The organism is Verrucomicrobiota bacterium, from assembly GCA_019247695.1.
GTDB lineage: Bacteria > Verrucomicrobiota > Verrucomicrobiia > Chthoniobacterales > JAFAMB01 > JAFBAP01.
Genome location: JAFBAP010000084.1, coordinates 1 through 23,573 on the forward strand (window position 1 = coordinate 1; position 23,573 = coordinate 23,573).

The following is a 23,573-nucleotide window of genomic DNA, read 5'->3' on the forward strand; positions in this document are numbered from 1 at the left end:
CGACACCCTCTTCCATTTGTGGCATTTTTTCACTTGTGGCATTTGTGGCATTTCCTAGGATCTGAGTTTCGCGTCCAGGGCTTTGGCCACGCAGGACGGGACGAAAGCGTCCACGCTGCCGCCCAGACGTGCAATTTCCTTGATGAGGCTGGAGCTCAGGTAGGTGTACTCCTCGCGCGGCATGAGAAAGACGGTTTCGACGCCGGGTTCCATTTTACGATTCATGAGGGCCATCTGGAATTCGAATTCGAAATCGGACACCGCCCGGAGGCCCCGCAGGATGGCACTGGCCTCTTTCCGGCGCGCGAAGTCGACGAGCAACCCATCGAAGTGATCGACGACGACGTTCCGGGCCTCCCGGCACACCTGCTCGATGAGGTCGACGCGTTCGGCAAACGAGAAGAGGCTGGTTTTCTTTTGTTCGTTTGAGGCGACGGCTACGATCAATTCATCGAACAACCGGCTTGCACGGCAGATGACGTCGAGGTGCCCGTTGGTGATCGGGTCGAAGCTTCCAGGGTAGATGGCGCGACGCATGAAATGGGAATCGATGGGCGTCTTTTTCTTTTTATTACTCCCACTCGATCGTGCTGGGGGGTTTGCTGGAGATGTCGTAGCAAACGCGGTTTACGCCCTTCACCTCATTGATGATGCGGGTGGAGAGCCGGGCAAGGATCTCGTACGGAATCCGGACCCAATCGGCCGTCATTCCGTCCTGGCTTTCGACGATGCGCACCGCCACGGTGTTATCGTACGTCCGCTGGTCGCCCATTACCCCGACGGAGCGTATGGGGAGCAGAATGGCGAAGGATTGCCAGACCTTGTAGTACCAATCGGCGGCCTTCATCTCACTGACGACGATCTCATCGGCCTGCCGCAGAATGGAAAGCCGTTCTTCGGTGATTTCACCCAGGATTCGAACGCCGAGGCCGGGCCCTGGAAAGGGCTGGCGGAACACGATTTCGCGCGGCAGCTCAAGCTCGAGCCCGACCTGCCTGACTTCGTCCTTGAACAGCTGGCGCAGCGGTTCGAGGAGCTCGAAGTCCATCTTTTCGGGTAATCCACCGACGTTATGATGGCTTTTGATCAGGGCGGCCGGGTTGCCGGCGATGGCGACGCTTTCGATCACGTCCGGATAGAGCGTGCCCTGGGCCAGGTAATGGTAGCGGCCCTCCGGGCCGGAGTCATGCGCCTTTAATTCGCGCGTCGTCTCCTCGAAGACGCGAATGAATTCCTCGCCGATGATTTTGCGTTTTTGTTCCGGGTCGGTCACGCCGCGCAACCTGGCCAGGAAACGCTGGGAAGCGTCCACGTAGCGCAGTTTGATATGGAAATTTTCGCCGAAAACCCTTTGCACCGTTTCGGCCTCGCGCGCCCGCAACAACCCGTTATTGACGAAAATGCACGTCAGGCGATCCCCCAGCGCGCGGTGGAGGAGGGCGGCGGCCACGGATGAATCGACACCGCCCGATAGGCCAAGCACGGCCTTGTCCCGGCCAACGCGGGCGCTGATTTCGCGGCAGGTTTGCTCGATGAAGGAACCCATGGTCCAGTCGCCGCGGCAGCCGCAGATACGGTAGAGAAAATTCTCCAGGATTTCCTTGCCCAGCGGCGTGTGCGCGACCTCCGGATGGAACTGCAGGCCGTAGAGTCTGCGCTCGATGTCCGCGATGGCGGCATACGGTGAATTCTCGGTGACGCCGATAGCCGAAAATTCCGGGGGCAACGCGGTGATCTTATCCCCATGGCTGTTCCAGACCTGGAACTCGTCGGGTAATCCCTCGAAAAGGGGGTTCAGGCCGGTGGTCCTCAGGTGGCCCGGACCATACTCCCGGCGTTCCGAATACTCGACCCGGCCGCCTAGAAAATGGGCAAACAGCTGGACGCCGTAACAGATGCCGAGGATCGGCAGGCCAAGGTCGAAAATTTCCGGATTCAGCAAGGGCGCATGGGCGGAAAAAACGCTGGCCGGGCCGCCGGAGAGGATGATACCCTTCGCCCCTTTGTCGCGGATCGTTTTCGGGTTGGCATTAAACGGCAGGATTTCGGAATACACCCGGCATTCGCGCACCCGCCGCGCGATGACTTGCGTGTATTGCGATCCGAAATCCAGGATCGCCACTTTTGAACCGGAGAAAGCTTCGCCGCTGCTCATCGGAGAAAAGGATTACGGGTTACCCGTTACTGGTGTACCCGGTTCGCGCAAACGTTTTTGTTGATTGATTTGTTGGTCTATAATGGGTGCTAAGTAATGGGTGTTAAGTTGCGAGTAAGAGGAAAGTCTAAAGTGATTCCGCCTGCACTCCTTCTGGAAGGGTACTGCAGCGGCATTTTCCCGATGGGGACTGACCACGGCGAAATCGCGTGGTTTTCGCCGGACCCGCGCGGCATCATCCCGTTGGACGGGTTTCACATTCCGCACGGCCTCAAGCGAACCTTGAAAAAGGGGCTTTTTGAAGTGCGGATAAATCAGGCGTTCGAAGAGGTGATTCGTGCGTGCGCCGCCCGGAACGAGACGTGGATCAGCAAGGAAATCATTGCCAGTTACCTTAACCTGCACCAACTGGGTTATGCGCACTCGGTGGAGACCTGGCGGGAGGGGCGCCTGGCGGGCGGCCTTTACGGCGTAGGCCTTTACGGGGCATTTTTTGGCGAGTCGATGTTTCACTACGAAACCGACGCTTCGAAGGTTGCCTTGGTGGCGCTGGTTCACCGTTTGCAGGAGCGCCAATACCGGCTCCTTGATACCCAGTACATTACCCCTCACCTTCAGACCTTCGGTGCAGTGGAAATTTCCCGGACCAAGTACCTGCGCTTGCTCCGGCAAGCCCTGGTACTCGACTGCAGGTTTGTGTAACGCGTAACCGGTGCCAGGCGAAACCTTACGCCGCGTGCGGTCCTCTCCGAAACCCGCTACCCGTTACTCGTTACCCGTTACCTTCTTCTTCTCCAGCGGCCACCATATCCGGAAAGGCAGCGAGATCAGCAGGCTGATCGCGGCGATATGAATGGCGTTCTCGAGTCCCGCGGTCGTGGCCACGGCGGCCCAGATCAGGCCCCCTAATGCCATCGCCCCGCTGCCGGTCATCATCAGGATGGCGTTGATCCTGCCGCGTGAGGCGTCCGGGGTCGCCCGCTGGCCGACTGCCCAGATCTCGGTGGCCGCCAGCGTCCAGGAACCACCGGCTACGGCGGCAACCGCCAAAAAGAGAGCTCTCTGCCGGACGAAGCCGATCAAATAAAAGACGATGATCAACAAGGCGCACGCCACCACGGTGATGGCGTTGGGTGAGAGTTTCTTCTGCAGGATCGGCACCATGAGGATGCCCCCGACGACGGATCCGATCCCGAGCGCGGTAAAAAGCAGCCCGAGTTCGCCGGAACTCATTTTAAGCACTTGCAACGCGAAGGTCGGGAGCAACGCCGGGACGAGCGAAATGAAGAAGTTGAAGAGAAGGTTCCGAAAGAGCACCGTCCGAATCTGAGCGCGGCGCTCGATGACGCGTTTAACTTCCGCGACCGCCTCCTTCAGGGTAGGCGGATGTGCCGGCGGCCCTCTCCGCCCTTCCGGCAGGAATTTCATGGAAAGCGACACGCCCACGAAGGTCATGGCGCCGGCCAAAAAGATCGACCTGGGACCGAGTTGCGACAGCAGCAACCCGGCCAACGCCGGTCCCAGGATACCGGAAAGGTTAACCTGCACCCCGCTCAGGGCCACCGCCGCCTCCACGTCCGGTTCATCCACGATTTCCACGAACAAGGCCGCCCAGACCGGGGCACTCAAGGCCAGCCCGGCGCCGGAGACCAGCGACAAGCACAAGATTAATTGGGCCGGCAGGTTTGGAATCGCGCTGACGGCGGCAAGTATCGCCGACGCCAACCCAAGCCCAATGTAAACCAGACGAAGCAGCCGTTTTCGAGGCCAGCGATCAGCCAGGATCCCGCCTGGAAACGTGACCAGGAAGAACGCTATGGACGACACGCTCGGTATGATCGACAGCAGGAACGTAGAGGCTGAAACCCGGTGCACCAGCCAGCGCACCGCGACCTCCTGCGCCGACACAAGGCTGCCCGAAGTACAGCTGAACAGCCATAAAAGCCCGAAGGCCCGGTTCCTGATCGGCAACCAGGTATTCGCAGTTTTGCTGGGAGGCGGCGGAGGGTTTTGCGGATCAGAACGGTTCGAAGTGTCCAACGCCGGTCTGATCGTTTCTGGATGCTTGCAAGGTTTGGTGCCCACAGCCGGGAGCTGGTAACCGATCAAAATACCGTTACGCTCACGTGGTCATCATTTGCCAGCGAGAACCTTTGCTATGCCTATCATTTCCGTTCGCGACCTGCTTGTCCAACGAAGCGGCAACATCATTCTGGAAGGCCTGAACTGGGAGGTACAGGAAAACGAACATTGGGTGGTGCTGGGCGCCAACGGCTCAGGCAAGACCAGCCTGTTGAGCTGCGTTACGGGGTACCTGACGCCATCCCGCGGCAGGATCTGCGTTCTGGGCCGGGAATACGGCCACAGCGACTGGCGTGAACTGCGCAAGGAGGTAGGTCTGGTGAGCTCAAGCATCCGGCACTTTATTGAGGATGGACAGACGGCGCTGGAGGTTGTCGCCAGCGGCCGCACGGCGGAACTGAACCTGTGGCATAAGCCTAAGGCGGCTCTTCGCGAAGCCGCCTTATCGGTTCTCCGCCAGGTTGAGGCTGAACCGCTGGCCGGCCGTCCCTGGCTTTACCTTTCCCAAGGGGAACGCCAACGCACCCTGATCGGCCGTGCGCTGATGGCGCAGTTTCGAATCCTGATTCTCGACGAGCCTTGCGCCGGGCTTGACCCGGTGGCGCGGGAACGCTTCCTGGACTTCATCCGCCGCCTGGCCCTCGCACCCGAAACTCCCAACCTGGTCATGGTTACCCATCACGTGGAAGAAATTTTGCCCTGTTTCTCGAGAGCCCTCGTCCTGCACCGGGGAAAGATCCTGGTGCAGGGTCCGTCGAACAAAGTGATTACCTCGCCAGTGCTCTCGACGGCATTTGAAGCGGAGATCAAGGTGCTCCGGCGCCAGGCCCGCTTTGAATTGCAAGTGGGCACACGGCGGGCACAGCGGGAGAATGCGGGCACAACGTAAGAGTTCACACGGCGAACACGGCGAACCACGGCGACCACGGCGGGAAGACAAAATTACCCAGCACCCGATGTTCGGCCCCGAATTCGGCTCCCGGCAAGGATTACGCCGTCTTTGCCCCGGAGCGGCGGGCGCCTGGAACGTTAATGCCGAGTACGCTCGCCGCTCCGGGGCAAAGACGGCGTAGATTCTCGCGTGCCTGACGAGCCGCCCTCACTGCTGGCATTCCTCTTCCCTCCGTGTTCGCCGTGGTTCGCCGTGTTCGCCGTGTGAACTCTTACGTTGTGCCCGCCGGATCGCTGTGCCCGCCGTGTGACCGTGTGACCGACACCCTGCAAACTAAATCTTCGCAAAGGCTGCGGACGTAGCGCATCTTGCAACCCTATTGTGCGTTGTATGCTGCGCCCGCGATTCCCCCTGTTTTTGATTCCCCTGGCTCTCCTTCCCGGCTGCGGCGAGCGACCACCACCGGGCGCGACGGGCCAGGCACCGCCCCCTAAGAACGTGCTCGTGACGCAGGTCAGCACTCAGGACGTGCCGATCCAGTTGCATGAATTCGGCCGGATCACGTCGCCGGAATCAGTTGACGTAAAGCCGCAGGTGAGCGGGCGAATTACCGAAGTGCATTTCAAGGATGGCCAGGAGGTGAAAAAGGGAGACCCGCTTTTCGTCATCGATCCGCGGCCGTTCCAGGCTGATCTTGAGCAGTCCCAAGGCCAATTGGAGGCCGACCAGGGGCAACTGCAGCTGGCGCAGCGCAACCTGCAACGGGATGAGCAGATCGGCAAACAACGGTTTGTGTCGGAGCAGCAGATCGACCAGGACCGCACCCAGGTTCAGAACTTTCAGGGCGCCATAACCAAGGATCAAGCGGCCATTGAACTGGCCAGGCTCAACCTGGAGTACAGCCAGGTGCGTGCGCCGGTGGACGGGCGGACCGGCAGACGGTTGGTGGACATGGGCAATTACGTGGCGACGGGCGGGGCAACGCTGGTAAACATTCAACGGCAAGACCCGGTCTACGTCGACTTCAACATTTCGGAGAACGATCTGGCGCGGCTTCGAGAAAATCTGGCGGGCCATACCCTTAGGGTCGACGTGGACTCACCGGCGAAACCGGAGGTCACGAAATCGGGTTCATTAAGTTTTCTCGACAACGCGGTCTCGACGCAAGCCGGGACGGTGCTGTTGCGGGCGACGATCCCGAATGAAGACCGTTACCTCTGGCCGGGACAGTATGTGAACGTGGCCCTGACCCTGCAGGTGCTGAGAAGCGCCTTGGTGGTTCCGAGCCAGACGGTCCAGTTGGGCGGCAAAGGGCCTTTCCTTTTCGTGATCAAGCCGGATCATACCGCTGAGCAACGGCTGGTGACGCAGGGTCCGCATTTCGGCGACGCGACGGTGGTTTCGAAGGGCGTGCAGGCAGGTGAAACCGTGGTGGTTGAGGGTCAGCTCGCGCTCGCCAACGGCATGAAGGTTAACCCGGCGCCCTATAAGGCGAATGGGTCCGAAACGCCTCCTCCGGACGGGGGACACGACGTGACGGAAAACAATCCGGGCACCGGTCCTGATCAGCGGCCGAAACCGACCCCGGCCCAGGAGGTCAAGTCGGCGCTGTGAGCCTATGAACTTTTCCGAACTTTTTATCAGACGGCCGATCATGACGTTGCTGCTCACGATCAGCGTCACCGTTTTCGGTATCCAGGTCTTTCGCCAGTTGCCGGTCAACGACCTGCCGGCCGTGGATTACCCGGTGATCCAGGTCCAGGTGAGCTACCCTGGGGCGAGTCCGGAGACGATGGCCAACACGGTCGCTACGCCGTTGGAGAAACAATTTTTGCAAATCCCGGGGCTTCAGCTGGCGACCTCGAACAATCAGACGGGCCAGAGCACTTTGGTATTGCAGTTCGGCCTGGATAAGAGCCTGGGGGATGCCGCCACCGACGTGCAGGCGGCGATTTCGCGCGCAACAGGTTTTCTGCCGACCGACCTGCCGCAGCCGCCGTCGTTTCAGAAGACCAACCCGAACGACCAGCCGATCTTCTACCTTGCACTGGTGAGCGACACCCTCACCGAAGGCGCGCTTTACGACTACGGCAACACCCAGCTGGGCCAGCAGATCGCGATCATCAACGGGGTAAGTCAGGTCAACGTTTACGGCGCGAAGCGGGCGATTCGGATCAAGGTCGACGTCAACAAGCTTTCCTCCCTGAATCTCACGATGACCGACGTGACGAACGCGGTCGGCCAGAGCACGGCCTATCAGGGCGCCGGGCAATTTGACGGCAAGTACCAGACTTTTCTGCTCCGGCCGAACGGGCAACTCTCGACTGCAGTCCAGTACGCCGAAGTCATCATCGCGCGTCCGAATGGCCAACCGGTTTACCTTAAGGACGTTGCGCGCGTCGTGGAGTCGGTTGACGACGAGCGTATCAGCCGCAACTTCTGGGCCCGCAGCTACGGCGAGGCGCCGACCGAGGTGGTCCTGGCGGTCAGCCGGCAAGCCGGCGCCAATGCGGTTGAGGTGGCCCGCAAAGTCAGGGAGTTGCTGCCGGCTTTCGAAGCCCAGTTGCCCGGTTCGGTCAAGCTGATTCCGCTCTACGACCGCTCCAAGACGATTGTGGCCAACGCGGAGGAAGTCGAGCGCACCTTGATGATCGCCTTCGCCCTGGTCGTGATCGTCATTTTCGTCTTTCTCGGGCGCGCGACGGACACGCTGATTCCCTCCGTGGCCTTACCCCTTTCGCTGCTCATCACGTTCATCGTCATGGGCGCGCTCAACTTCAGCCTGAATAACCTGACGCTGATGGCGTTGACGCTGGCGATCGGGTTCCTGGTCGACGACGCGATCGTCTTTCTTGAAAACACGGTGCGGCTGATCGAAGGCGGCGAGAAGCCGATGGACGCGGCGATCCACAGCGCCCGCCAGATTACCTTCACCATCATTGCGATGACGGTGTCGCTGGCGGTGGTCTTCCTGCCTTTGGTGATGGTGACGGGCATCATCGGGCGCATTTTCCGGGAGTTCTCCGTGACCATCATCGTGGCGATCTTTGCCTCGGGACTCGTGTCCATCACCCTCACGCCGATGATGTGCTCGCGGATCCTGGGCCAGCGCAGCCACGAGAACAAAACCTGGATGGAACGCCATGTCGGCGGCCTGTTTCGCCGGATTGCCGAAGGCTACGGGCGGACCCTTTACTTTTTCCTGCACCACCGCTGGATTTCAGCGGTAACCTGGGTGGCGTGCCTGGGGCTCACGGTCTGGCTGTTCGGGCTTTTGCCCAAAACGTTTATCCCGCCGGGGGACAGCAGCTTCATCCGGGGGGTAGGCATCGCCGTCGAGGGGATTTCACCTAACCGCATCAAGCAAATCCAGCGTCAGGTCGATGCCATTTTGCGAAAGAACGATGCGGTCGACGAAACCTTTACCCTATGCGGTTTTTCAAAAGGTTTGCCGTCGAATCAGATGCTGATCCTGGCATTCTTGAAAGACCCGGGTAAGCGTCCGCCGATCAATGCGGTCGCCGCTGACCTGATGCGCGACCTGCGCCAGATCCCGGGCATCCTTCCGCTGCTCCGACCGGACCCGGTGTTGCAGATCAGCACGGGCGCAACCAAGAACAACCAGGGCCAATACGCTTACGCCATTTCCGGCGTTAACGCAGACCAGGTCTATGCGGCGGCCCAGCAGTTGGTGGCGAAGTGCCGCGAATTCCCGGGGTTCCAAAATGTTTCGTCGGATTACTTCGCGAACACGCCGACCCTGGGCATCGACGTCAATTTTCTTCAGGCGCAATCCTACGGTCTGAACAATGCCGACATTGAGCGGCTTTTGAAAAACGCGTACTCCCAGAATTACACCTACCTGATCAAGACCCCCATTGACCAGTACCAGGTGATCGTGGAAGCGGCGGACCGGGAGCGGGCCGAACCTTCGAATCTCAACCAGTTGTACTACAAGCCGGGTTCAAGTCAGGTCACCATCCCGAATGAAACGGTGGTCAGCCCGTCGCCTTACGTCGGGATGCTTTCGGTCAATCACATCAACCAGTTTCCGGCCGTCACGCTGTTCTTTAACTTAAAGCCGGGCGCCTCGACGGGCGCGGCGACCGAATTCATTCAGCGGGCCGGGGCGGAGATCCTGCCGCCGACGGTTCGCGGCCAGCTGCAGGGCGAAGCGCAGACGTTCAGCGAGACTTTCTCGCAACTGAGCGTGCTTCTGCTGGTGGCGGTTTTCATCATGTACGTGATCCTGGGGATCCTGTACGAAAGCTGGTTTCACCCGATTACGGTGCTGTCATCACTTCCGGTTGCTACCGTGGGTGGTTTGCTGACCTTGTTGCTGTTCCACTCGGAACTTTCCCTTTATTCGTACATCGGGCTGTTCATGCTGATCGGGATCGTGAAGAAGAACGGCATCATCATGGTCGACTTCGCGATCGAACAACGGCGCGCCGGCAAGACGGCGGTCGAAGCCGTGCATGAAGCCAGCGTGGAGCGGTTTCGGCCCATCATCATGACCACGCTTGCCGCCCTGATGGGGGCGGTACCGATCGCCGTCGGCATGGGTGCCGATGCGTCCTCGCGCCAGCCGCTGGGGTTGGTGCTCGTGGGCGGGTTGATCGTATCCCAATTCATCACCTTGTACGTGACTCCCGCGCTCTACCTGTACCTCGAAGGGGTCCAGGAACGGCTGAACGCGCTCTATGACCGGTTGCGGCACGCTGGAGCCCGCAGTCCGGTCACACGGCAGCCGCAGCAGGCTTAGCGGGCACGGCGATCTGGCGGGCACAACTTAAGAGTTCACACGGTCACACGCCGGCCGCAGCGGAGGAGGGCGGGCACGACGTAAGAGTTCACACGGCGAACACGGCGCGCCACGGCGAACACGGCGAACACGTAGAAGGACGCAGAAAAGAGACAAATCGTCCACAGATTACGCAGATTACACAGATTCAAGACATCCAAACCCTGCCCGCGTGAGGTATGGATGCCTTCCTTTGCGTGTTCTGCGGATGATTCCTGTCTTCCCGCCGTGTTCGCCGTGGTCCGCCGTGTTCGCCGTGTGAACTCCGTCGCCGTGCCCGCCAAATCGCCGTGGTCGCCCAATCCGTTTTGACCGCCGTGTCGAACCACGTGAATGGCAGAACAGTCGAGCAACCAGCAGGTCTACTTGATCCGGCATGGCGAAACGGAATGGTCGCGGACCGGACGTCATACCGGCCGGAGTGATATTCCCCTTACCGAGACAGGAAAGGAACAGGCAGAGTTCCTCAGGCCCATTTTTGAAGGCGTCAGGTTTGTAAAAATCCTAAGCAGCCCTTTACAACGAGCGCTGGCGACGGCGCACCTGGCTGGATTGGTCGACCGGGTGGAGACGACGGATGACCTCACGGAATGGGACTACGGGGATTACGAGGGGATCACGACCAAGGAGATCCGAAAATCGGTTCCGGACTGGACGGTGTGGACGCATCCGTGCCCAAACGGTGAAACGATTGAACAGGTTGCGGCGCGTGCTGACCGGGTCGTGCAGAAAGTCCGGGAGGTTAAAGGCGACGTTGGGCTATTTTCCCACGGGCATTTTCTCCGTGTGCTGGCAGCGCGCTGGCTCGGGATGGATCCGGCGGCCGGGAAGCATTTGGTTCTTGATACCAGCACCCTGTCGATCCTGAGCTACGAGCACGAAGATCCGGCGCTCAAAACGTGGAACGGACCGCTTGTCACTGCGGCATGCGCCGTGCCGTGGACAGAGGCGAGCGCCGCGCGCTAGAATCCTTGAGAAGCAAGATTCAATCGACCGTACATGAGTCACCCTTGCTCAGGCGGCGCGAATTTCCTTGGCCCGCACGTAATCGCGCAGTGGTTCCGGAATGATCACGGAACCGTCCGCCTGCTGGTAAGTTTCGAGCAATGCCACGTAGAGACGGGCGAGGGCTGTTCCTGAACCGTTCAAGGTATGGCAAAAGCGGTTCTTACCCTCCGCATCCTTGAATTTCAGATTCATCCGGCGTGCTTGGAAATCCTCGCAATTTGAGCAGCTGGACACTTCCAGAAACCGATTCTGGCCGGGAGCCCACACTTCGAGGTCGTACGTCTTCGAGGCTGCAAAGCCGATGTCGCCCGTGCAGAGTTCGATCACACGGTAGTGCAACCCGAGCAGCTGCAGGACCCGTTCGGCGTCAGCCGTCATTTTCTCGAGCTCGGCAAAGGAGGTTTCGGGTGTAGTGATTTTCACCAGTTCGACTTTGTCGAACTGGTGCACCCGGATCATGCCGCGGGTGTCTTTGCCCGCAGATCCCGCTTCACGCCGGAAGCAAGGCGTATGCGCCACGAAACGTTTCGGCAACTCGCCGGCGGACAGGGTTTCTTCCCGGTGGAGGTTGGTCACCGGCACCTCAGCGGTAGGAATCAAAAAGAGCTGGCTATCTTCGGTGGCATAAGCGTCCTCTTCGAATTTGGGGAGCTGGCCGGTGCCGATCATGCAATCCCGGCGGACCAGGTAAGGCGGGCTTACCTCGGTGTAGCCGTGCTGGACAGTATGAAGGTCGAGCAGAAATTGGATCAGCGCGCGCTGGAGCCGCGCGCCGAGACCATGGAAGAACACAAAACCGGTGCCGCTGAGCTTGGTTGCCCGCTCGAAATCGATCAGCTTTAGCCGTCCGGCAATTTCGACGTGATCGGACGGAGTGAAGGGATAGCGCGGCGGCTCGCCCCAGACCCGGACAACGGGGTTGGCGCTCGCGTCGGCACCGACCGGCGCCGCCGGGTAAGGTAAATTCGGAAGGATCAACAGCCGCGCGCGCTGGCGTTCATCCGTGGTGGTTACCTCCACGTTCAGAGCCGCGATCTGTTCGCCGAACGCCCGGACCTGCGCTTCCAATTCGCCGCTCGGTTCCTTCCGGGCGCGTAATGCACCGATCGCTTTGCTCAAACGGTTGCGCTCGGCATTCAGCTTCTGCAGCTCGGTTTCAAAACGGCGCCGCTCGGCATCGATGGCCAGCACGGCATCGACCTGGTCACCCAGTCCCGGTTGGCGTGCATTCAGGCGTTCCCGGACGTAGTCGGGTTTCTCCCGCAGCAAACGAATGTCGAGCATGCCAACGCCTAAACCTGAATGTAACGGGTGTCGAGTGTCGGGTGTCGGGTGTCGGGTCAGATGGCGCCACGGCGGAACACGGCGACAACAGCGAGAAGATTAAATCATCCGCAGAACACGCAGAGAACGCAGAAAAGAGAAAACATCCACAGATTACACAGATTAAGAGGACCCGGCGGGCTCAATATTTGGCGGCCACTCTAAGGCTGACACTCGCACCCCTCAGGATGCCATTCCGAACTCTTTCCCCCCTCTTCCCGCCGTGGTCGCCGTGGCGCGCCGTGGTCGCCGTGTGAACTCTTACGTTGTGCCCGCCGTGTGACCCGACACTCGTTACCCGTTACTCCTCCGTCAGAAACCAGATGGTTCGCAGGGCGTTGCCCTCCAGCCGGTTGTTGATGTAGACGAAAACCGGCTTTCCCTCCCGTACGGCCGCATCCCAGATGAGGGTACGGGCGGCGCGCCGGGCGGAAGGATCGACCACTTTGGTCTCGGTGTAGGGACTAAATTCCTGGACGGCTTGCTCGTACGCGCGCCCCGGAGTCAGGAGGAAACGGGCGGCCGCGAAATCGGCGGTCGCATTTTTCGGGAGCTGCAATTGTTCTTCAGCGGTGGGCATCCGGGTCCATTGGTTGTAAACGTGGGTGACGTTATGCCGGTGAAGCACGCGAAAGTAAGCCGGGTCGAGGTATGATTCGTTCCGAATTTCGACTCCGTAACGCCACCCTGCCGGAAGCGCGCCCAAAAATTCGTCGAGCGCAGCAAAGAAATCTTCCGGATGCCGGAAATCGGTTTCGCGGAATTCTGAGAATTCGAAGATGAGAACCCCGGTCTGATCCCGAAACGGTTGCAGGGGCGCCAGGAAGCGTTCCCGGAAGAGGTCGGCATTTAAAAAATGCTCGTTGAACTGGCCCTGCACCTGGCCGAATCGGGGCAGGCGAGGAAACCGTCTGATGGTGATGGTATCCGTAACCTTGAAGGTTAACCGGAAACCCGGGTCAACCTGGCCGAAGAGCTTGTCGAGGTACGGAGGATCCGGGAATTTGTAATACCCCGCGTCGACGCAGACCGAGCGGAAGAATTGCCCGTATTCGGCCAGGCATTCGTCCTCAAACCGTTTTTCCGAGTAGCGACCGCGGTTTTCGTAAAGGGACCGGTCGTAGAGCATGCCGAGCCATCCCGGATACTTCCAGGAAGAAGTCCCGATAAACGCCCCTTTGGCCGCCAATTTGAAGAGGCGGTCGCGCAGCGCTTCCCGATCAAAGTTCAGTCCGAACAGTTCCAGCATGTCGCGCCGGTTTCAATCGGCATGTGGGCGCCGTTTATGGTGGTGGGCGGAAGGTGAGGGAGACGGCGTTGGGGTTGGCGCCGGCGATGGCGATGGCGATGCCGCCGGGGCCGGTGCAGGCGGTGAAGCTTGAGCTTGCGTCTGATTGTTATTACGCGCCAGGTTCGACGGCCGCAAACCGGGGATGCTGGCGTACCCATCAAACCTCGGCGTCCGGGCCGGGTCATTTTTTGACGGCTGCCCGTTCGGCAACGTGAAGTCAAACACGCTCACGCCGTAACGCTGCATGCTGTTGTAGGTTCGGCCGTCGCTCGCCCCGACCATGAGCCGTTTGCCCGATTTCCTCTCTTTTCCCAGATAAATCATGACGTGCGTCACCGGTACGTCCCGATTGACGCCGTAAGTACCGGACCAGAACAGGAGATCTCCCGGTTGGAGCTCGTCGAGTTCGAAGGTGTCCTGGCGGCGGCTGAGCACCGCGTGGAAATCGCTGTATCTGCGCACCCAGAGGTACTGCTCGCTCGAGTCGCGCGGCGCGTCACGAAAACCGACCTGCCGCAGCACGTAATAAATGAACCCGGAACAATCCATGCCGCCGTTTGCGGGGTCGTTGGAACCGTAGGTGTACGCGAGATTCTTCTCGGTGAGGGCCAGGGATTCGCGGATCAATTCCTGAATCTTGGGCGGCTGTGATGCATATTCCTTAAGGGCATCCGGCGGCAAGCTGCTGACCTGCGCAGGAATGGGCGTCGAGTTGGGGGTTGCGCCCGGGTTTCCGGCGGCATCGGCCATAGAAGTCCGGGAGCGCGCCGAAGGCGTCGGACTCGGCTCGGGTTCGGGCGTGGGGGTTGGGGTTGCTTTCGGGTGTCCGGCCGAGGCCGGCCTTTTACCGGTCTTGGTGGAGTCCTCGTCCTGGTCATCCTGATCTTCCGTGTGCACCCGGTTTTTGCGGTGCGAGGAGACCCGGTGTTTCCGGGAATGTTTCGAGGTGCCGGAATCGTCGTCTTCTTCGTCGGTGAGCAGGCTTTTTACGCCGTTGCTGAACGCGTGCAACGTCCGGGACAGGTTGCGCCCGAGGTCGTTACCGGCCCGGGCGGGCAAACAGGAGAGAATCATGCTGGTCGCAGCGGTGACGGCCAGGCGGTGGGGGAATTTCATGCGACGCGCGCAAGCTCTTCGAGCAGGTTCTGATTCAAGCGAATCCCGGCATAGAAGTTTTCAAGCAGAAAATTTTCATTCGGCGAATGGGCCTTGCAATCAGGGAGCGCCAACCCGAGCAACAGGGTGTCGGTACCCAGCACGTCTTTAAACGTCTGGGTGATCGGGATGCTGCCCCCTTCGCGGATGAACGCAACCGGTTTATGGAACGTGCGTTCCAATGCCGTCTGCGCCGCCCGGCCATGGGGGGAATCCGGGCGTACCAGGTACGGTTTGCCTTCGTGTTGGGACACCGTTTCCATAGACACCGATGCCGGGCAAAGGTCGCGCAGAAAATCAGTCACCTGGCGACGGACCTTTTCCGGATCCTGATTCGGGACCAGCCGGAAAGAGAGTTTCGCAACGGCGCGGCTCGGCACGATGGTTTTAGGGCCTTCGCCCTGGTAGCCGCTGGCCAACCCGTTGATTTCGGCCGTGGGCCGAGCCCAGACGCGCTCCAGCGTGTTGAACCCTTCCTCACCGGCCAGCTGCTTTGCGCCGGTGGTGCGGAGCCACATTGGGTCGGTCAGGGGCAGTTTCGCCCAAAGGTTGCGTTCCCATTCTTCCAGAGGCATCACGTCATCGTAAAAACCGGGAACGGCGACGCGGCCGTGGCTGTCATGCAGCGCCGAAAGCATCCGGCTCAGAACCGTCGCCGGATTGGCCACGGAACCGCCGAAGATTCCGGAGTGCAGATCCATTGCCGGGCCCTGCAGGCGCAGTTCCAGGCAGAAAATCCCGCGCAGCCCGTAAGTGAAGGTCGGCGTAGCGGGGGCAACCATGCCCGTATCAGAAACTGCCACAATGTCCGCCCGAAGCGCCTCGCGGTGGTCCCGCAGGACCTGCTCCAGGTGACCACTGCCCACCTCTTCCTCGCCCTCAATCACAAAGACAACGTTAACCGGCAGATCGCCCTTTTCCCGCAGGGTCGTTTCAACCCCCAGGATATGCGCCAGGATCTGACCCTTGTTATCCGTTGCACCCCGAGCGTAAATCCTGCCGTCCTTGACAACCGGCTCGAACGGAAGTGAGTCCCACAACGCGAGCGGATCGACCGGTTGAACGTCATAATGACCATAAATCATGACGGTTTTGCGATCCGGATGGTGTTGGTTCCGGGCAACCACGACCGGATGGCCCGGGGTTGCCAACCGGTAAGCCTCAAGGCCGGCCTGCGTAAGCCGGTGGCATAACCACTCGGCGCACGTTTCCATCTCGTTTTTGAATTGCGAGTCGGCAGAGATCGAAGGAAACCGGAGGAAGGTAAAAAGATCTTCGAGAGGATCCATAGCCAGGCTAGAAACAATACATAACCCGCCGGAAGAGACCAGGGGGAAAGGTGTCGGGTGTCGGGTGTCGGTCACACGGGCACACGGCGGGCACAACGTAAGAGTTCACACGGCGAACACGGCGAGCCACGGCGACCACGGCGGGAAGAGGGGGAAGGGAAAAGAGTTCGGAGTTCGGAGTTCGGAGTTCGGAGTTCGGAGTTCGGAGCGGCAGCATGGGGGGTGGGTGCGAGTGTCAACCTTCGAGTTGCCCAGGTCTTCTTAATCTGCGTCAATCTGTGTAATCTGTGGATGTATTCTCTTTTCTGCGTTCTCTGCGTGTTCTGCGGATGATTTAATCTTTCCGCCGTGGTCGCCGTGGCTCGCCGTGTTCGCCGTGTGACCGCAAGATATTGGGGTATTTACCTTGGCTCGTTCTACACGTGGTATTTTTACTTGAGGGACTTCTGCAGCCTCGCTAACCTGCACGGGCGCCGTCGTTTATGTACCTGAAATCGCTCGAGCTCATCGGCTTCAAATCGTTTGTCCACAAAACCACGCTGAACCTTCATCGAGGTGTGACGGCGATCGTCGGGCCGAACGGCTGCGGTAAATCGAACGTGCTGGATGCCATCCGCTGGGTGCTTGGCGAACAATCGGCCAAGGCGTTGCGCGGCGGCGAAATGGCCGACGTGATTTTCAGCGGCACGGATAGCAAGCAGGCGGTCGGGATGGCGGAAGTGTCCCTTACGTTTGCCGACTGCGAAAAAGAGTTGGGTACAGATTACCACGAGGTCTGCGTTACGCGCCGGGTTTACCGTGACGGGGGTTCGGATTATTTGCTGAACAAGACGGCGTGCCGGCTGAAAGACATCCAGATGCTGTTCATGGACACGGGGATCGGCCGTTCGGCTTACTCGATCATGGAACAGGGCAAGATCGATCTGATCCTGAGTTCACGCCCGGAAGATCGCCGCGCGATTTTCGAGGAGGCGGCCGGTATCACGAAGTACAAGGCGCAGAAGAAAGAGGCGCTTCGCAAGTTGGAATTCACGGATGCGAACCTGGTGCGTTTGGCCGACATCATGAAGGAGGTCAAACGCCAGATCGGCTCGTTGCTGCGGCAGGCGAACAAGGCGCGTCGCTACAAGGCGTTGCTTGAAGAAGTGCGGGTGCTGGATCTGCACCTTTGCCGGCGGAACCAGGACGAACTGGCGGCGGCGATGGCGCAAGCGGAACAGGAAGCCGCGCGACTGCGCTCGCGGCAACGCTCCCTCGAAGAGCAGGTGGAATCGGAGGAGTTCGGCCTGGCTGAACAGCGCCGGGTGCTCGAAACGGTGGAGCAGCAGGGGTTGGAAGCGCGCCAGCGCATGCAGGACATCAAGGGCCAGATCGACGCTTCTCACGGGCGAATCGAGTTTAACGAGGAACGGATCCGGGAGGCGGGCCAACTGGCGGAGCGTTACCAGGCGGACGCGGCGGCGGCGGAAGAAAAGCTCCAGGTCCAGCGGGTCCAGCTGGATGAAACGGATCAGCAGCTGGCCGGGATCTTTGCGACGTTAAAGGGGGAAGAGGAACAGCTGCAGGCTCAGCAAACCGAGGTGAGCCGGTTGCGCTCCCAACGGCTTGAACGGGAGAAAGCAACGCAGGAGTTACAGCGCCAGATCCAGCAGAAGGAGAACCGGGTGGCATCGCTCCGGGGTGACTTGTCGAGCATGGTCAACCAGCGGGAAGCGGGTGAGACGCGCCTGGGGCTGCTGCAGCAGGAGCTTAACCAATCGGCTGCGACCCGGGACCATCTCGCGGCGCAAACCGCAGAGACCCGTGTGCAGCTCGAACAGGCCCAGGGGCAGGTGCAACAAGGCCGCGATGACCTGAAAGACGCCGAGCACGAACTTGCCAACGCGCAAAAGGAGCTGCAGGCCCTCGAGCGGGAATCGGGTGCGACGCAGCGGAGCCTGGCCGAGCGCCAGTCGAAGCTCGAGGTGTTGCGCCAGCTCAACGAAGAAGGCGCCGGTCTGGGGGCCGGTTCACAGGCGGTGCTCAAAGGGTTGGATAACCCGCAGCTTTACCGGGCGGCCATCGTGGGCGCGGTGGCGAATTTTCTGGAGGTTCCCGGCGACCTGATTGCCGCGGTGGAAGCGGCGCTCGGCCAGCATATGGAGGCGATTCTGGTCGCTGACCCTGACGTGGCGGAGGCGATGGCCGGGAGCCTCGGTAAAGGGAGAGTGGGGCGGGCCGCCCTTCTTCCGCAGGCCTTCATCCAACGACACCAGTCGGTTCAGGTGGAGGCATTGCCGGAAGGCAGCCTGGGTTGGATCCTTGACAAGATCAAGGTGCACCCGCCGGTGGCCTCACTGGTTAATCAGTTGCTCGGCCGCGTCGTGCTGGCCCCGGACCTGGGGACGGCTTTCCGGATCCGGCAGAGCGCGCCGGACCTGGCCGTGGCGACCCTGAACGGCGAGTACATTTCCCCGGCCGGCCTGGTGTTTGCCGGGCAGGCGGTTGAAGCCAATCAATCCATCTTTCAACGCAAGCTCCAGATCCGGACGCTTGAAGGGGAGTGCCGGGGAATCAAGGACAAGGCGGCTGAACTTACGCGAAAGCGGGACGCCGTTGCGGAGCAGCTCGAATGCATCCAGGGCCGTTTGAAAGAGCGCCGCGAAAACGCGCAGCGGGCCCAGGTGCATGCGTCCAGCTTGCAGGGCCAGCTTTTGCTCCTGGATCGCGAACTTCGGGAAGCTGAAGGCAAAGTAAAGAGTTTAAGCTGGGAGAAGAACAACACCGAGCAGCGTCTGAAAACCGCGGCCGAGCGGGTCCGGGTGGTTGAAGCCGACCTGAACGCCAATCTTTCGCAGGCCGGCGACTTGCAGGAGCGCTTGGCGGCCATGGCGGCTGAGGCCGATGCTTTGCGCTCCCACGAAGATTCACTGACGGAGGTTCTCAACGAACTCAGGGTCCGCGTGGCCACCGAGCGCCAGCGCAAAGAGAACCTTCAGCGCCAGCGCCAGCCCATCGCGGTGCGGCTGAATGAGCTCAACGATCTGCTGGCAAGCCGCCGGCGCGACATTGCGAATTATCAGGAACGCGTGCAGCGGCTCCGGCAGGAAAACGAACAACTAGGCGCCCGGCTGATCGAGCTGGAGTCCGCGCAAGCGCAGGCGGCGGCCGAGGTGGCAAGATTCCAGGCCGACAGAACCCAGCGCATCGAGATGGCCGAAGGGGTGGAGTCGAGTTTGCGACGTCTGCGTAAAGAGGTGTCCGAATGCCAGGACAGCCGGGGCCAGGAAGAAGTTAAACATACCCAGCTCGGGCTCCGCCTGGAGCGGGTGCGCGAGCATGTCACGCAGCGTTATCAGCTGGACCTTTCGCTGTTTGAGCCTGACTGGCATGCCTTTCGTGTGGCGATACGCGAACAACGCCAACGCCTGCAACAGACCGAAACCGCGGGTGACCCCCTGGTTTCCACGCCGGAAACCGATTGGCCGTTCGTCGAGCAAGCCGTGGTGGAAATGACCGAGCGCCTCGACGCGATGGGGCCGGTAAACCTGGAAGCGATTCAGGAGTACGACGAACTGGAGGAACGGCAGCGCTTTTTAAATGAGCAACAGGACGACCTGACCAAATCCAAGGCCGAGTTGCTCGATGTGATCACGAAGATCAACGCGACCACCAAGGAGCTGTTTGCCGGTACTTTCCAGCAGGTCCGCAAGAATTTTCAGGAGATGTTCGTGGAACTGTTCGGCGGCGGTAAAGCGGACCTCCTGCTGGTGGATGCTGCCGACCCATTGGAAAGCGGCATCGAGATCATCGCAAAACCGCCGGGAAAACAACTGCAATCGATCTCGTTGCTTTCAGGCGGCGAGAAGACCATGACGGCGGTGGCGCTGCTCTTTGCCGTCTATATGGTGAAGCCGAGCCCGTTCTGCGTGCTGGACGAGATGGATGCACCGCTCGATGAATCGAACATTAATCGGTTCATCAAGATCCTGGACCGGTTCGTCTCGCAGAGCCAGTTCGTCGTCATCACCCATAACAAGCGAACGATCGCCAAGGCCGACGTGCTCTACGGGGTAACCATGGAAGAGCACGGCATCAGCAAACTCGTCGGGGTGCGGCTCACGCGGCGTGAAGATGCGGACGGGCAGCAACTTGACCTGATCGGGTCCGGGGTGGAAGGAGAGCCCGGCGCCACCCCGAGCATTGCGGAGAGCTTCGGTAAATCGGGCGATCTCCACAGCGAGGCCTAGCAAATGCCACAAATGGGGGAGGGTTATGAGTGCCGAGTGCCGGGTGCGGGTAACGCGTAACTTGTAGCTGGTAACTGGTAACGGGTGGCATTCGGCCACACGGCGGGTGCGGCGGAACACGGTGACCACGGCAGGGAAGACTATGATTGCCTCTCGAAGCCGGGGCCTGACACGCGGCACCCGGTGCTCTGACGCCACCCGTTACCAGCTACGAGTTACGCGTTACCCGTAACCCGCCACCGAGTTTGTGGCATTCCTAAGGATCTCGCTGCGCAGGCGGAGGAATTCGGCACTGGTGCGGTCCCGGGGACGATCAAGTTCTACCGGAATGACCCGGTCGATGCGACCCGGACGCGGCGTCATGATGAAGATGCGGTCGCTCATGTAAATGGCCTCGTCGATGTCATGGGTGACCAGGAGCATGGTGGTGACGCGGGCCTGCCACAGGCGGAGCACCTCCTCCTGCATGCGCATGCGCGTGAAGGCGTCCAGAGCACCGAGAGGCTCATCGAGCAGGAGGACCTTGGGATGGGTGATGAGCGCCCGCGCCAGAGCCACGCGCTGGGCCATGCCCCCGGAAAGGTGGTGAGGGTAAGCGTCGGCGAACCCTTCAAGCCCGACGAGGCGGATGAATTCGTCCACTTCATGCCGTTTCCGTTGGACCACGCCCAGGGCGACGAGCCCGGATTGAATGTTGCGGCGGACGGTGAGCCATGGGAACAGGTTCGGATCCTGAAACACCAGACCGCGTGCGGCGTTCGGGCCGGTGATGACCTCCGTTCCGGCCCGAAGTTCGCCCGAGTTCGGCAGGTCGAGCCCGGCGATGAGGCGAAGCAAGGTGGATTTGCCGCAACCGCTCGGTCCGACGATCGAAACCAGTTCGCCAGCTTCCACAACCAGAGAAATGCCGTCCAACGCGCGGGTGCGCGCTGCGGCGCCGTCTCGTGCGACGAAATCCTTCGTCACATGGCGTACGCATACCGAGGACCCTTGGGCGACATCCCCATCGACGGATTGCAGTCCTACCATTTGATGGTCCCTTTCTGCCAAACGAGCACACGGTCGCGGACCTTGAACAGCGCCGTCATGAGGGTAGAGAAGAAGGCGGCCATGATCACCAGGGCGGCATAGACTTTTCCGTACTCCGCCCAGCCCTGGGCCCAGCTCACGTACCAGCCCAGGCCGGCCTTCACGCCTACGGTTTCGGCGACGACGAGGGTTAAAAATGATGCACCGAGTCCCATGAACAAGCCGATAAAAATGCTCGGCATCGCGGCCGGGATGGCCACATGGAAAATGAGGTAGGCTCGCCCGGCGCCGAGCGTGCGCGCAACATCCAGGTAGGAGGCACGGGTGTTGGAAACGCCGGAGGCAGTCAGCATGGTCACGGGAAACCAGACCGCCAATGCGATCAGCGCAACCGCCGAGAACAGCGCGGAGGGAGAAACGACCATCGCGAGGGGAATCCACGCCGTCGCGGGAATCGGGCCGACGATCTTCAACAGGGGCATGCCCCAGTAGCGCGCCCGGGGAAACCATCCGATGCAGATGCCGCTGAACAACCCGGCGGCGACCCCGAGGGTGTAACCGCCAAGGAGCAGCAACAACGAATGCCAGGCGCTGTCAAAGAGGACGTCCCGATCGAGCACCAGGCTCTGCAGGACACCCGCGGGGCTCGGAAAGTAAGGCAACGGGAGCCAGCGAACACCGGAGGTCGTCAACTCCCATCCGGTCAGAAACAACAGCGCGACGGCAATGAGCGGGCAGGTGTCGCGCATCCATCGGTGCAGCCCGGACCAGAACCGCTGGAGGGCTGCCGCCACGACGGCGGCAGCGAGCAAGCCGCTCAGGAAACCGGCGTAAAGCCGGGTTTCATCCGGCGGTTCCTGCCTGGCCGCAAACACGTGGACGGCGAGCGCAACCACAGTAGCCAGGGGAACAGCCGCCAGCATCTGCCATGGTGCTTTGGATGCGGCCGGCTTCGCAGCTACCCGGTTTCGAAGCGATTGCCCCGCTGCGCCGTCTCGCTGAGGCCGGTCTTCGACCTGCGCGATTCCGTTCATTTGGTTTCCGCGGAACAGCAGGATGCGACGTGGAGGGGGCCCCGGACCGGTGCGAACGCCGCGGCCACCCGGAGGGCTTGCTCCGGAGACACCTGGCCCGCCGTCAGTTTTTCCACCTTCACCGTCTGAAGCCACTCATCGGACACCCCTTCCAGGCGAGCAAAGGCGCGCTTCGCAAGTTGGGAAACGTCCGTAGTCGGGTTGAGCATTCCTGCATTCTTCATTTCTGTGGCCGCCGAGTTTACCGCGGCCTCCGCTCCGGAAACGCTCGGCACATAGGACAGGTGCGACAGCGCCAGGGCATTCAGATCCGGGTTTGAGGCGAGATATTTTTTCTCGACGGAGAGTCTCGCCGCGGCTGCCGGATTGGCCTCGACCCACTTGGCGCCTTTGAGCAATGCCCGGGTCGCGGCCGCCGCGGCCTTCGGATGGCCGGCGAGGAATTTGCCGTTGACCACCACCGCACAGCAGTATTCGCCTTTGTAGGGCGGATCGTTGGCTTGGTCGGCGACATTGCGCACTTTACCCTGGGCCAGCAGCAGGGTGCCGATCGGCTCGGAATCCGCCACTGCATCCACCTCGCCTTTGTCCAGCGCCAAGCCAAGCTCTCCGGCCGGGAATACCTGCCAGGTAATCTCGCGGATGGCGTCAATGCCATTGGAATGCAGAACGCGATTAGCAAAGATGAAGGGCGGCGTGCCCATCCCCGGCACGCCGATGCGCTTCCCGCGAAGGTCCTGGACCGTTCGGACGCTGCCGTTGACGGCGGCCTGAACCCGGAGGCAACCCCGATGGATGCCGCCGGTAAACTTCACGTCGAGCCCCTGCTCGAGCGGCTTGAGGAAGTACATGACCAGGTGATGGGTGATGTCGAAACCCCCGAGCGCGAGCACGTCCTTGTATTTGGACCACTCGCATTTGACCAATTCCACCTCGAGTCCTTCCTCCTTGAAGAAGCCGTTCTCGACGGCGCTGAAAATCGGGGCTTCGCACGTGATGCCGATGTAGCCGACCCGGACCTTCATGGGGTTGTCGCCGAGGGCCGGCGAGTTGGGTTCGTTTTTCTTACAGCCCGCCGTGAAGAGCAGTACGGCGCTGAGTGCCGCCGCGGTGATGAGTTTGAATCCAGACATGGTTCGATGAAGGTGCGCTGACGCAGACGCAAAAATGGTACCAGATCACGAATCGAGAAAGACGACCACGCTCCTTACATGATTGTTGAAGCCTTGTCAGCAATTAGATTGGCGGCGGTGGAGGCCGCTCCGGCCGGGTTTCACCGTCG

Annotated in this window: 16 protein-coding genes; 6 read left to right on the top strand and 10 right to left on the bottom strand. The window is 60.7% G+C overall.

Translation table 11 applies throughout. From position 1 onward, the window contains the following. Window positions 1-54: 54 nt before the first annotated feature. A complete protein-coding gene (gene coaD, locus JO015_08805) occupies window positions 55-537 on the bottom strand; it encodes a pantetheine-phosphate adenylyltransferase (protein MBV9999198.1) in 483 nt (160 codons plus the stop codon). Window positions 538-571: 34 nt separating this feature from the next. After that, window positions 572-2,155 carry a glutamine-hydrolyzing GMP synthase gene (guaA, locus tag JO015_08810; protein MBV9999199.1) on the bottom strand — a complete coding sequence of 528 codons (1,584 nt, stop codon included), beginning with the start codon at window positions 2,153-2,155 and terminating at the stop codon, window positions 572-574. Window positions 2,156-2,251: 96 nt separating this feature from the next. Here guaA and JO015_08815 point away from each other — a divergent pair, with 96 nt between their 5' ends. Beyond that, a complete protein-coding gene (locus JO015_08815; GenBank protein ID MBV9999200.1) occupies window positions 2,252-2,857 on the top strand; it encodes a leucyl/phenylalanyl-tRNA--protein transferase in 606 nt (201 codons plus the stop codon). 63 nt (window positions 2,858-2,920) lie between these two features. On the opposite strand, the gene JO015_08820 is transcribed toward JO015_08815, so the two are convergent. Then, the gene (locus JO015_08820; protein MBV9999201.1) at window positions 2,921-4,126 is read right to left on the bottom strand and encodes an MFS transporter; all 1,206 of its coding nucleotides are present in this window, start codon (window positions 4,124-4,126) and stop codon (window positions 2,921-2,923) included. 187 nt (window positions 4,127-4,313) lie between these two features. Here JO015_08820 and JO015_08825 point away from each other — a divergent pair, with 187 nt between their 5' ends. The 4 genes from JO015_08825 (at window position 4,314) to JO015_08840 (ending at window position 10,899) form a co-directional block, all read left to right on the top strand. Further along, entirely contained in the window at window positions 4,314-5,126 is an 813-nt protein-coding gene (locus tag JO015_08825) for an ATP-binding cassette domain-containing protein (protein MBV9999202.1), read from the top strand. A 393-nt stretch (window positions 5,127-5,519) separates the two neighbouring features. Beyond that, a complete protein-coding gene (locus JO015_08830) occupies window positions 5,520-6,743 on the top strand; it encodes an efflux RND transporter periplasmic adaptor subunit (protein ID MBV9999203.1) in 1,224 nt (407 codons plus the stop codon). A gap of 4 nt (window positions 6,744-6,747) precedes the next feature. Then, window positions 6,748-9,894, top strand: coding sequence for an efflux RND transporter permease subunit (locus JO015_08835; GenBank protein MBV9999204.1), 3,147 nt, complete (start codon window positions 6,748-6,750; stop codon window positions 9,892-9,894). Between the two features lie 372 nt (window positions 9,895-10,266). Continuing rightward, the gene (locus tag JO015_08840) at window positions 10,267-10,899 is read left to right on the top strand and encodes a histidine phosphatase family protein (protein ID MBV9999205.1); all 633 of its coding nucleotides are present in this window, start codon (window positions 10,267-10,269) and stop codon (window positions 10,897-10,899) included. Window positions 10,900-10,947: 48 nt separating this feature from the next. Here the strand turns inward: JO015_08840 and serS are convergent, their stop codons facing one another. From serS to JO015_08860, 4 genes are all read right to left on the bottom strand, one after another. Further along, window positions 10,948-12,225, bottom strand: coding sequence for a serine--tRNA ligase (gene serS / locus JO015_08845; protein MBV9999206.1), 1,278 nt, complete (start codon window positions 12,223-12,225; stop codon window positions 10,948-10,950). Window positions 12,226-12,565: 340 nt separating this feature from the next. Continuing rightward, window positions 12,566-13,513: a DUF72 domain-containing protein gene (locus tag JO015_08850; GenBank protein MBV9999207.1), complete on the bottom strand. Its 948-nt coding sequence runs from the start codon at window positions 13,511-13,513 to the stop codon at window positions 12,566-12,568. 12 nt (window positions 13,514-13,525) lie between these two features. Further along, window positions 13,526-14,305: a C40 family peptidase gene (locus JO015_08855; protein MBV9999208.1), complete on the bottom strand. Its 780-nt coding sequence runs from the start codon at window positions 14,303-14,305 to the stop codon at window positions 13,526-13,528. A gap of 362 nt (window positions 14,306-14,667) precedes the next feature. Beyond that, entirely contained in the window at window positions 14,668-15,999 is a 1,332-nt protein-coding gene (locus JO015_08860) for a dipeptidase (GenBank protein ID MBV9999209.1), read from the bottom strand. 482 nt (window positions 16,000-16,481) lie between these two features. On the opposite strand from JO015_08860, the gene smc reads away from it, so the two are divergent. Next, window positions 16,482-20,228, top strand: a complete 3,747-nt coding sequence (smc, locus tag JO015_08865) for a chromosome segregation protein SMC (protein MBV9999210.1) — start codon at window positions 16,482-16,484, stop codon at window positions 20,226-20,228. Between the two features lie 222 nt (window positions 20,229-20,450). Here smc and JO015_08870 read toward each other — a convergent pair whose 3' ends face one another. From JO015_08870 to JO015_08880, 3 genes are read right to left on the bottom strand one after another with little or no spacing between them, the layout of a single operon-like run. After that, window positions 20,451-21,257, bottom strand: coding sequence for an ABC transporter ATP-binding protein (locus tag JO015_08870; protein ID MBV9999211.1), 807 nt, complete (start codon window positions 21,255-21,257; stop codon window positions 20,451-20,453). After that, window positions 21,251-22,291 (bottom strand): ABC transporter permease subunit, encoded by a 1,041-nt coding sequence (locus tag JO015_08875; protein ID MBV9999212.1) that lies wholly within the window; start codon window positions 22,289-22,291, stop codon window positions 21,251-21,253. Before JO015_08875 ends, JO015_08870 begins: the two co-directional genes overlap by 7 nt. Next, window positions 22,288-23,424, bottom strand: coding sequence for an ABC transporter substrate-binding protein (locus JO015_08880; protein ID MBV9999213.1), 1,137 nt, complete (start codon window positions 23,422-23,424; stop codon window positions 22,288-22,290). Before JO015_08880 ends, JO015_08875 begins: the two co-directional genes overlap by 4 nt. Window positions 23,425-23,573 lie beyond the last annotated feature (149 nt).

Bases quoted from the DNA above. Each gene is read 5' to 3' on its own strand.
- JO015_08835 (MBV9999204.1), top strand. From the start codon at position 6,748: ATGAACTTTTCCGAACTTTTTATCAGACGGCCGATCATGACGTTGCTG.
- JO015_08855 (MBV9999208.1), bottom strand. From the start codon at position 14,305: ATGGCCGATGCCGCCGGAAACCCGGGCGCAACCCCCAACTCGACGCCC.
- smc (MBV9999210.1), top strand. From the start codon at position 16,482: ATGTACCTGAAATCGCTCGAGCTCATCGGCTTCAAATCGTTTGTCCAC.
- guaA (MBV9999199.1), bottom strand. From the start codon at position 2,155: ATGAGCAGCGGCGAAGCTTTCTCCGGTTCAAAAGTGGCGATCCTGGAT.
- coaD (MBV9999198.1), bottom strand. From the start codon at position 537: ATGCGTCGCGCCATCTACCCTGGAAGCTTCGACCCGATCACCAACGGG.
- JO015_08830 (MBV9999203.1), top strand. From the start codon at position 5,520: ATGCTGCGCCCGCGATTCCCCCTGTTTTTGATTCCCCTGGCTCTCCTT.
- JO015_08815 (MBV9999200.1), top strand. From the start codon at position 2,252: ATGGGTGTTAAGTTGCGAGTAAGAGGAAAGTCTAAAGTGATTCCGCCT.
- JO015_08825 (MBV9999202.1), top strand. From the start codon at position 4,314: ATGCCTATCATTTCCGTTCGCGACCTGCTTGTCCAACGAAGCGGCAAC.
- JO015_08870 (MBV9999211.1), bottom strand. From the start codon at position 21,257: ATGGTAGGACTGCAATCCGTCGATGGGGATGTCGCCCAAGGGTCCTCG.
- JO015_08875 (MBV9999212.1), bottom strand. From the start codon at position 22,291: ATGAACGGAATCGCGCAGGTCGAAGACCGGCCTCAGCGAGACGGCGCA.
- JO015_08860 (MBV9999209.1), bottom strand. From the start codon at position 15,999: ATGGATCCTCTCGAAGATCTTTTTACCTTCCTCCGGTTTCCTTCGATC.
- serS (MBV9999206.1), bottom strand. From the start codon at position 12,225: ATGCTCGACATTCGTTTGCTGCGGGAGAAACCCGACTACGTCCGGGAA.
- JO015_08840 (MBV9999205.1), top strand. From the start codon at position 10,267: ATGGCAGAACAGTCGAGCAACCAGCAGGTCTACTTGATCCGGCATGGC.
- JO015_08850 (MBV9999207.1), bottom strand. From the start codon at position 13,513: ATGCTGGAACTGTTCGGACTGAACTTTGATCGGGAAGCGCTGCGCGAC.
- JO015_08880 (MBV9999213.1), bottom strand. From the start codon at position 23,424: ATGTCTGGATTCAAACTCATCACCGCGGCGGCACTCAGCGCCGTACTG.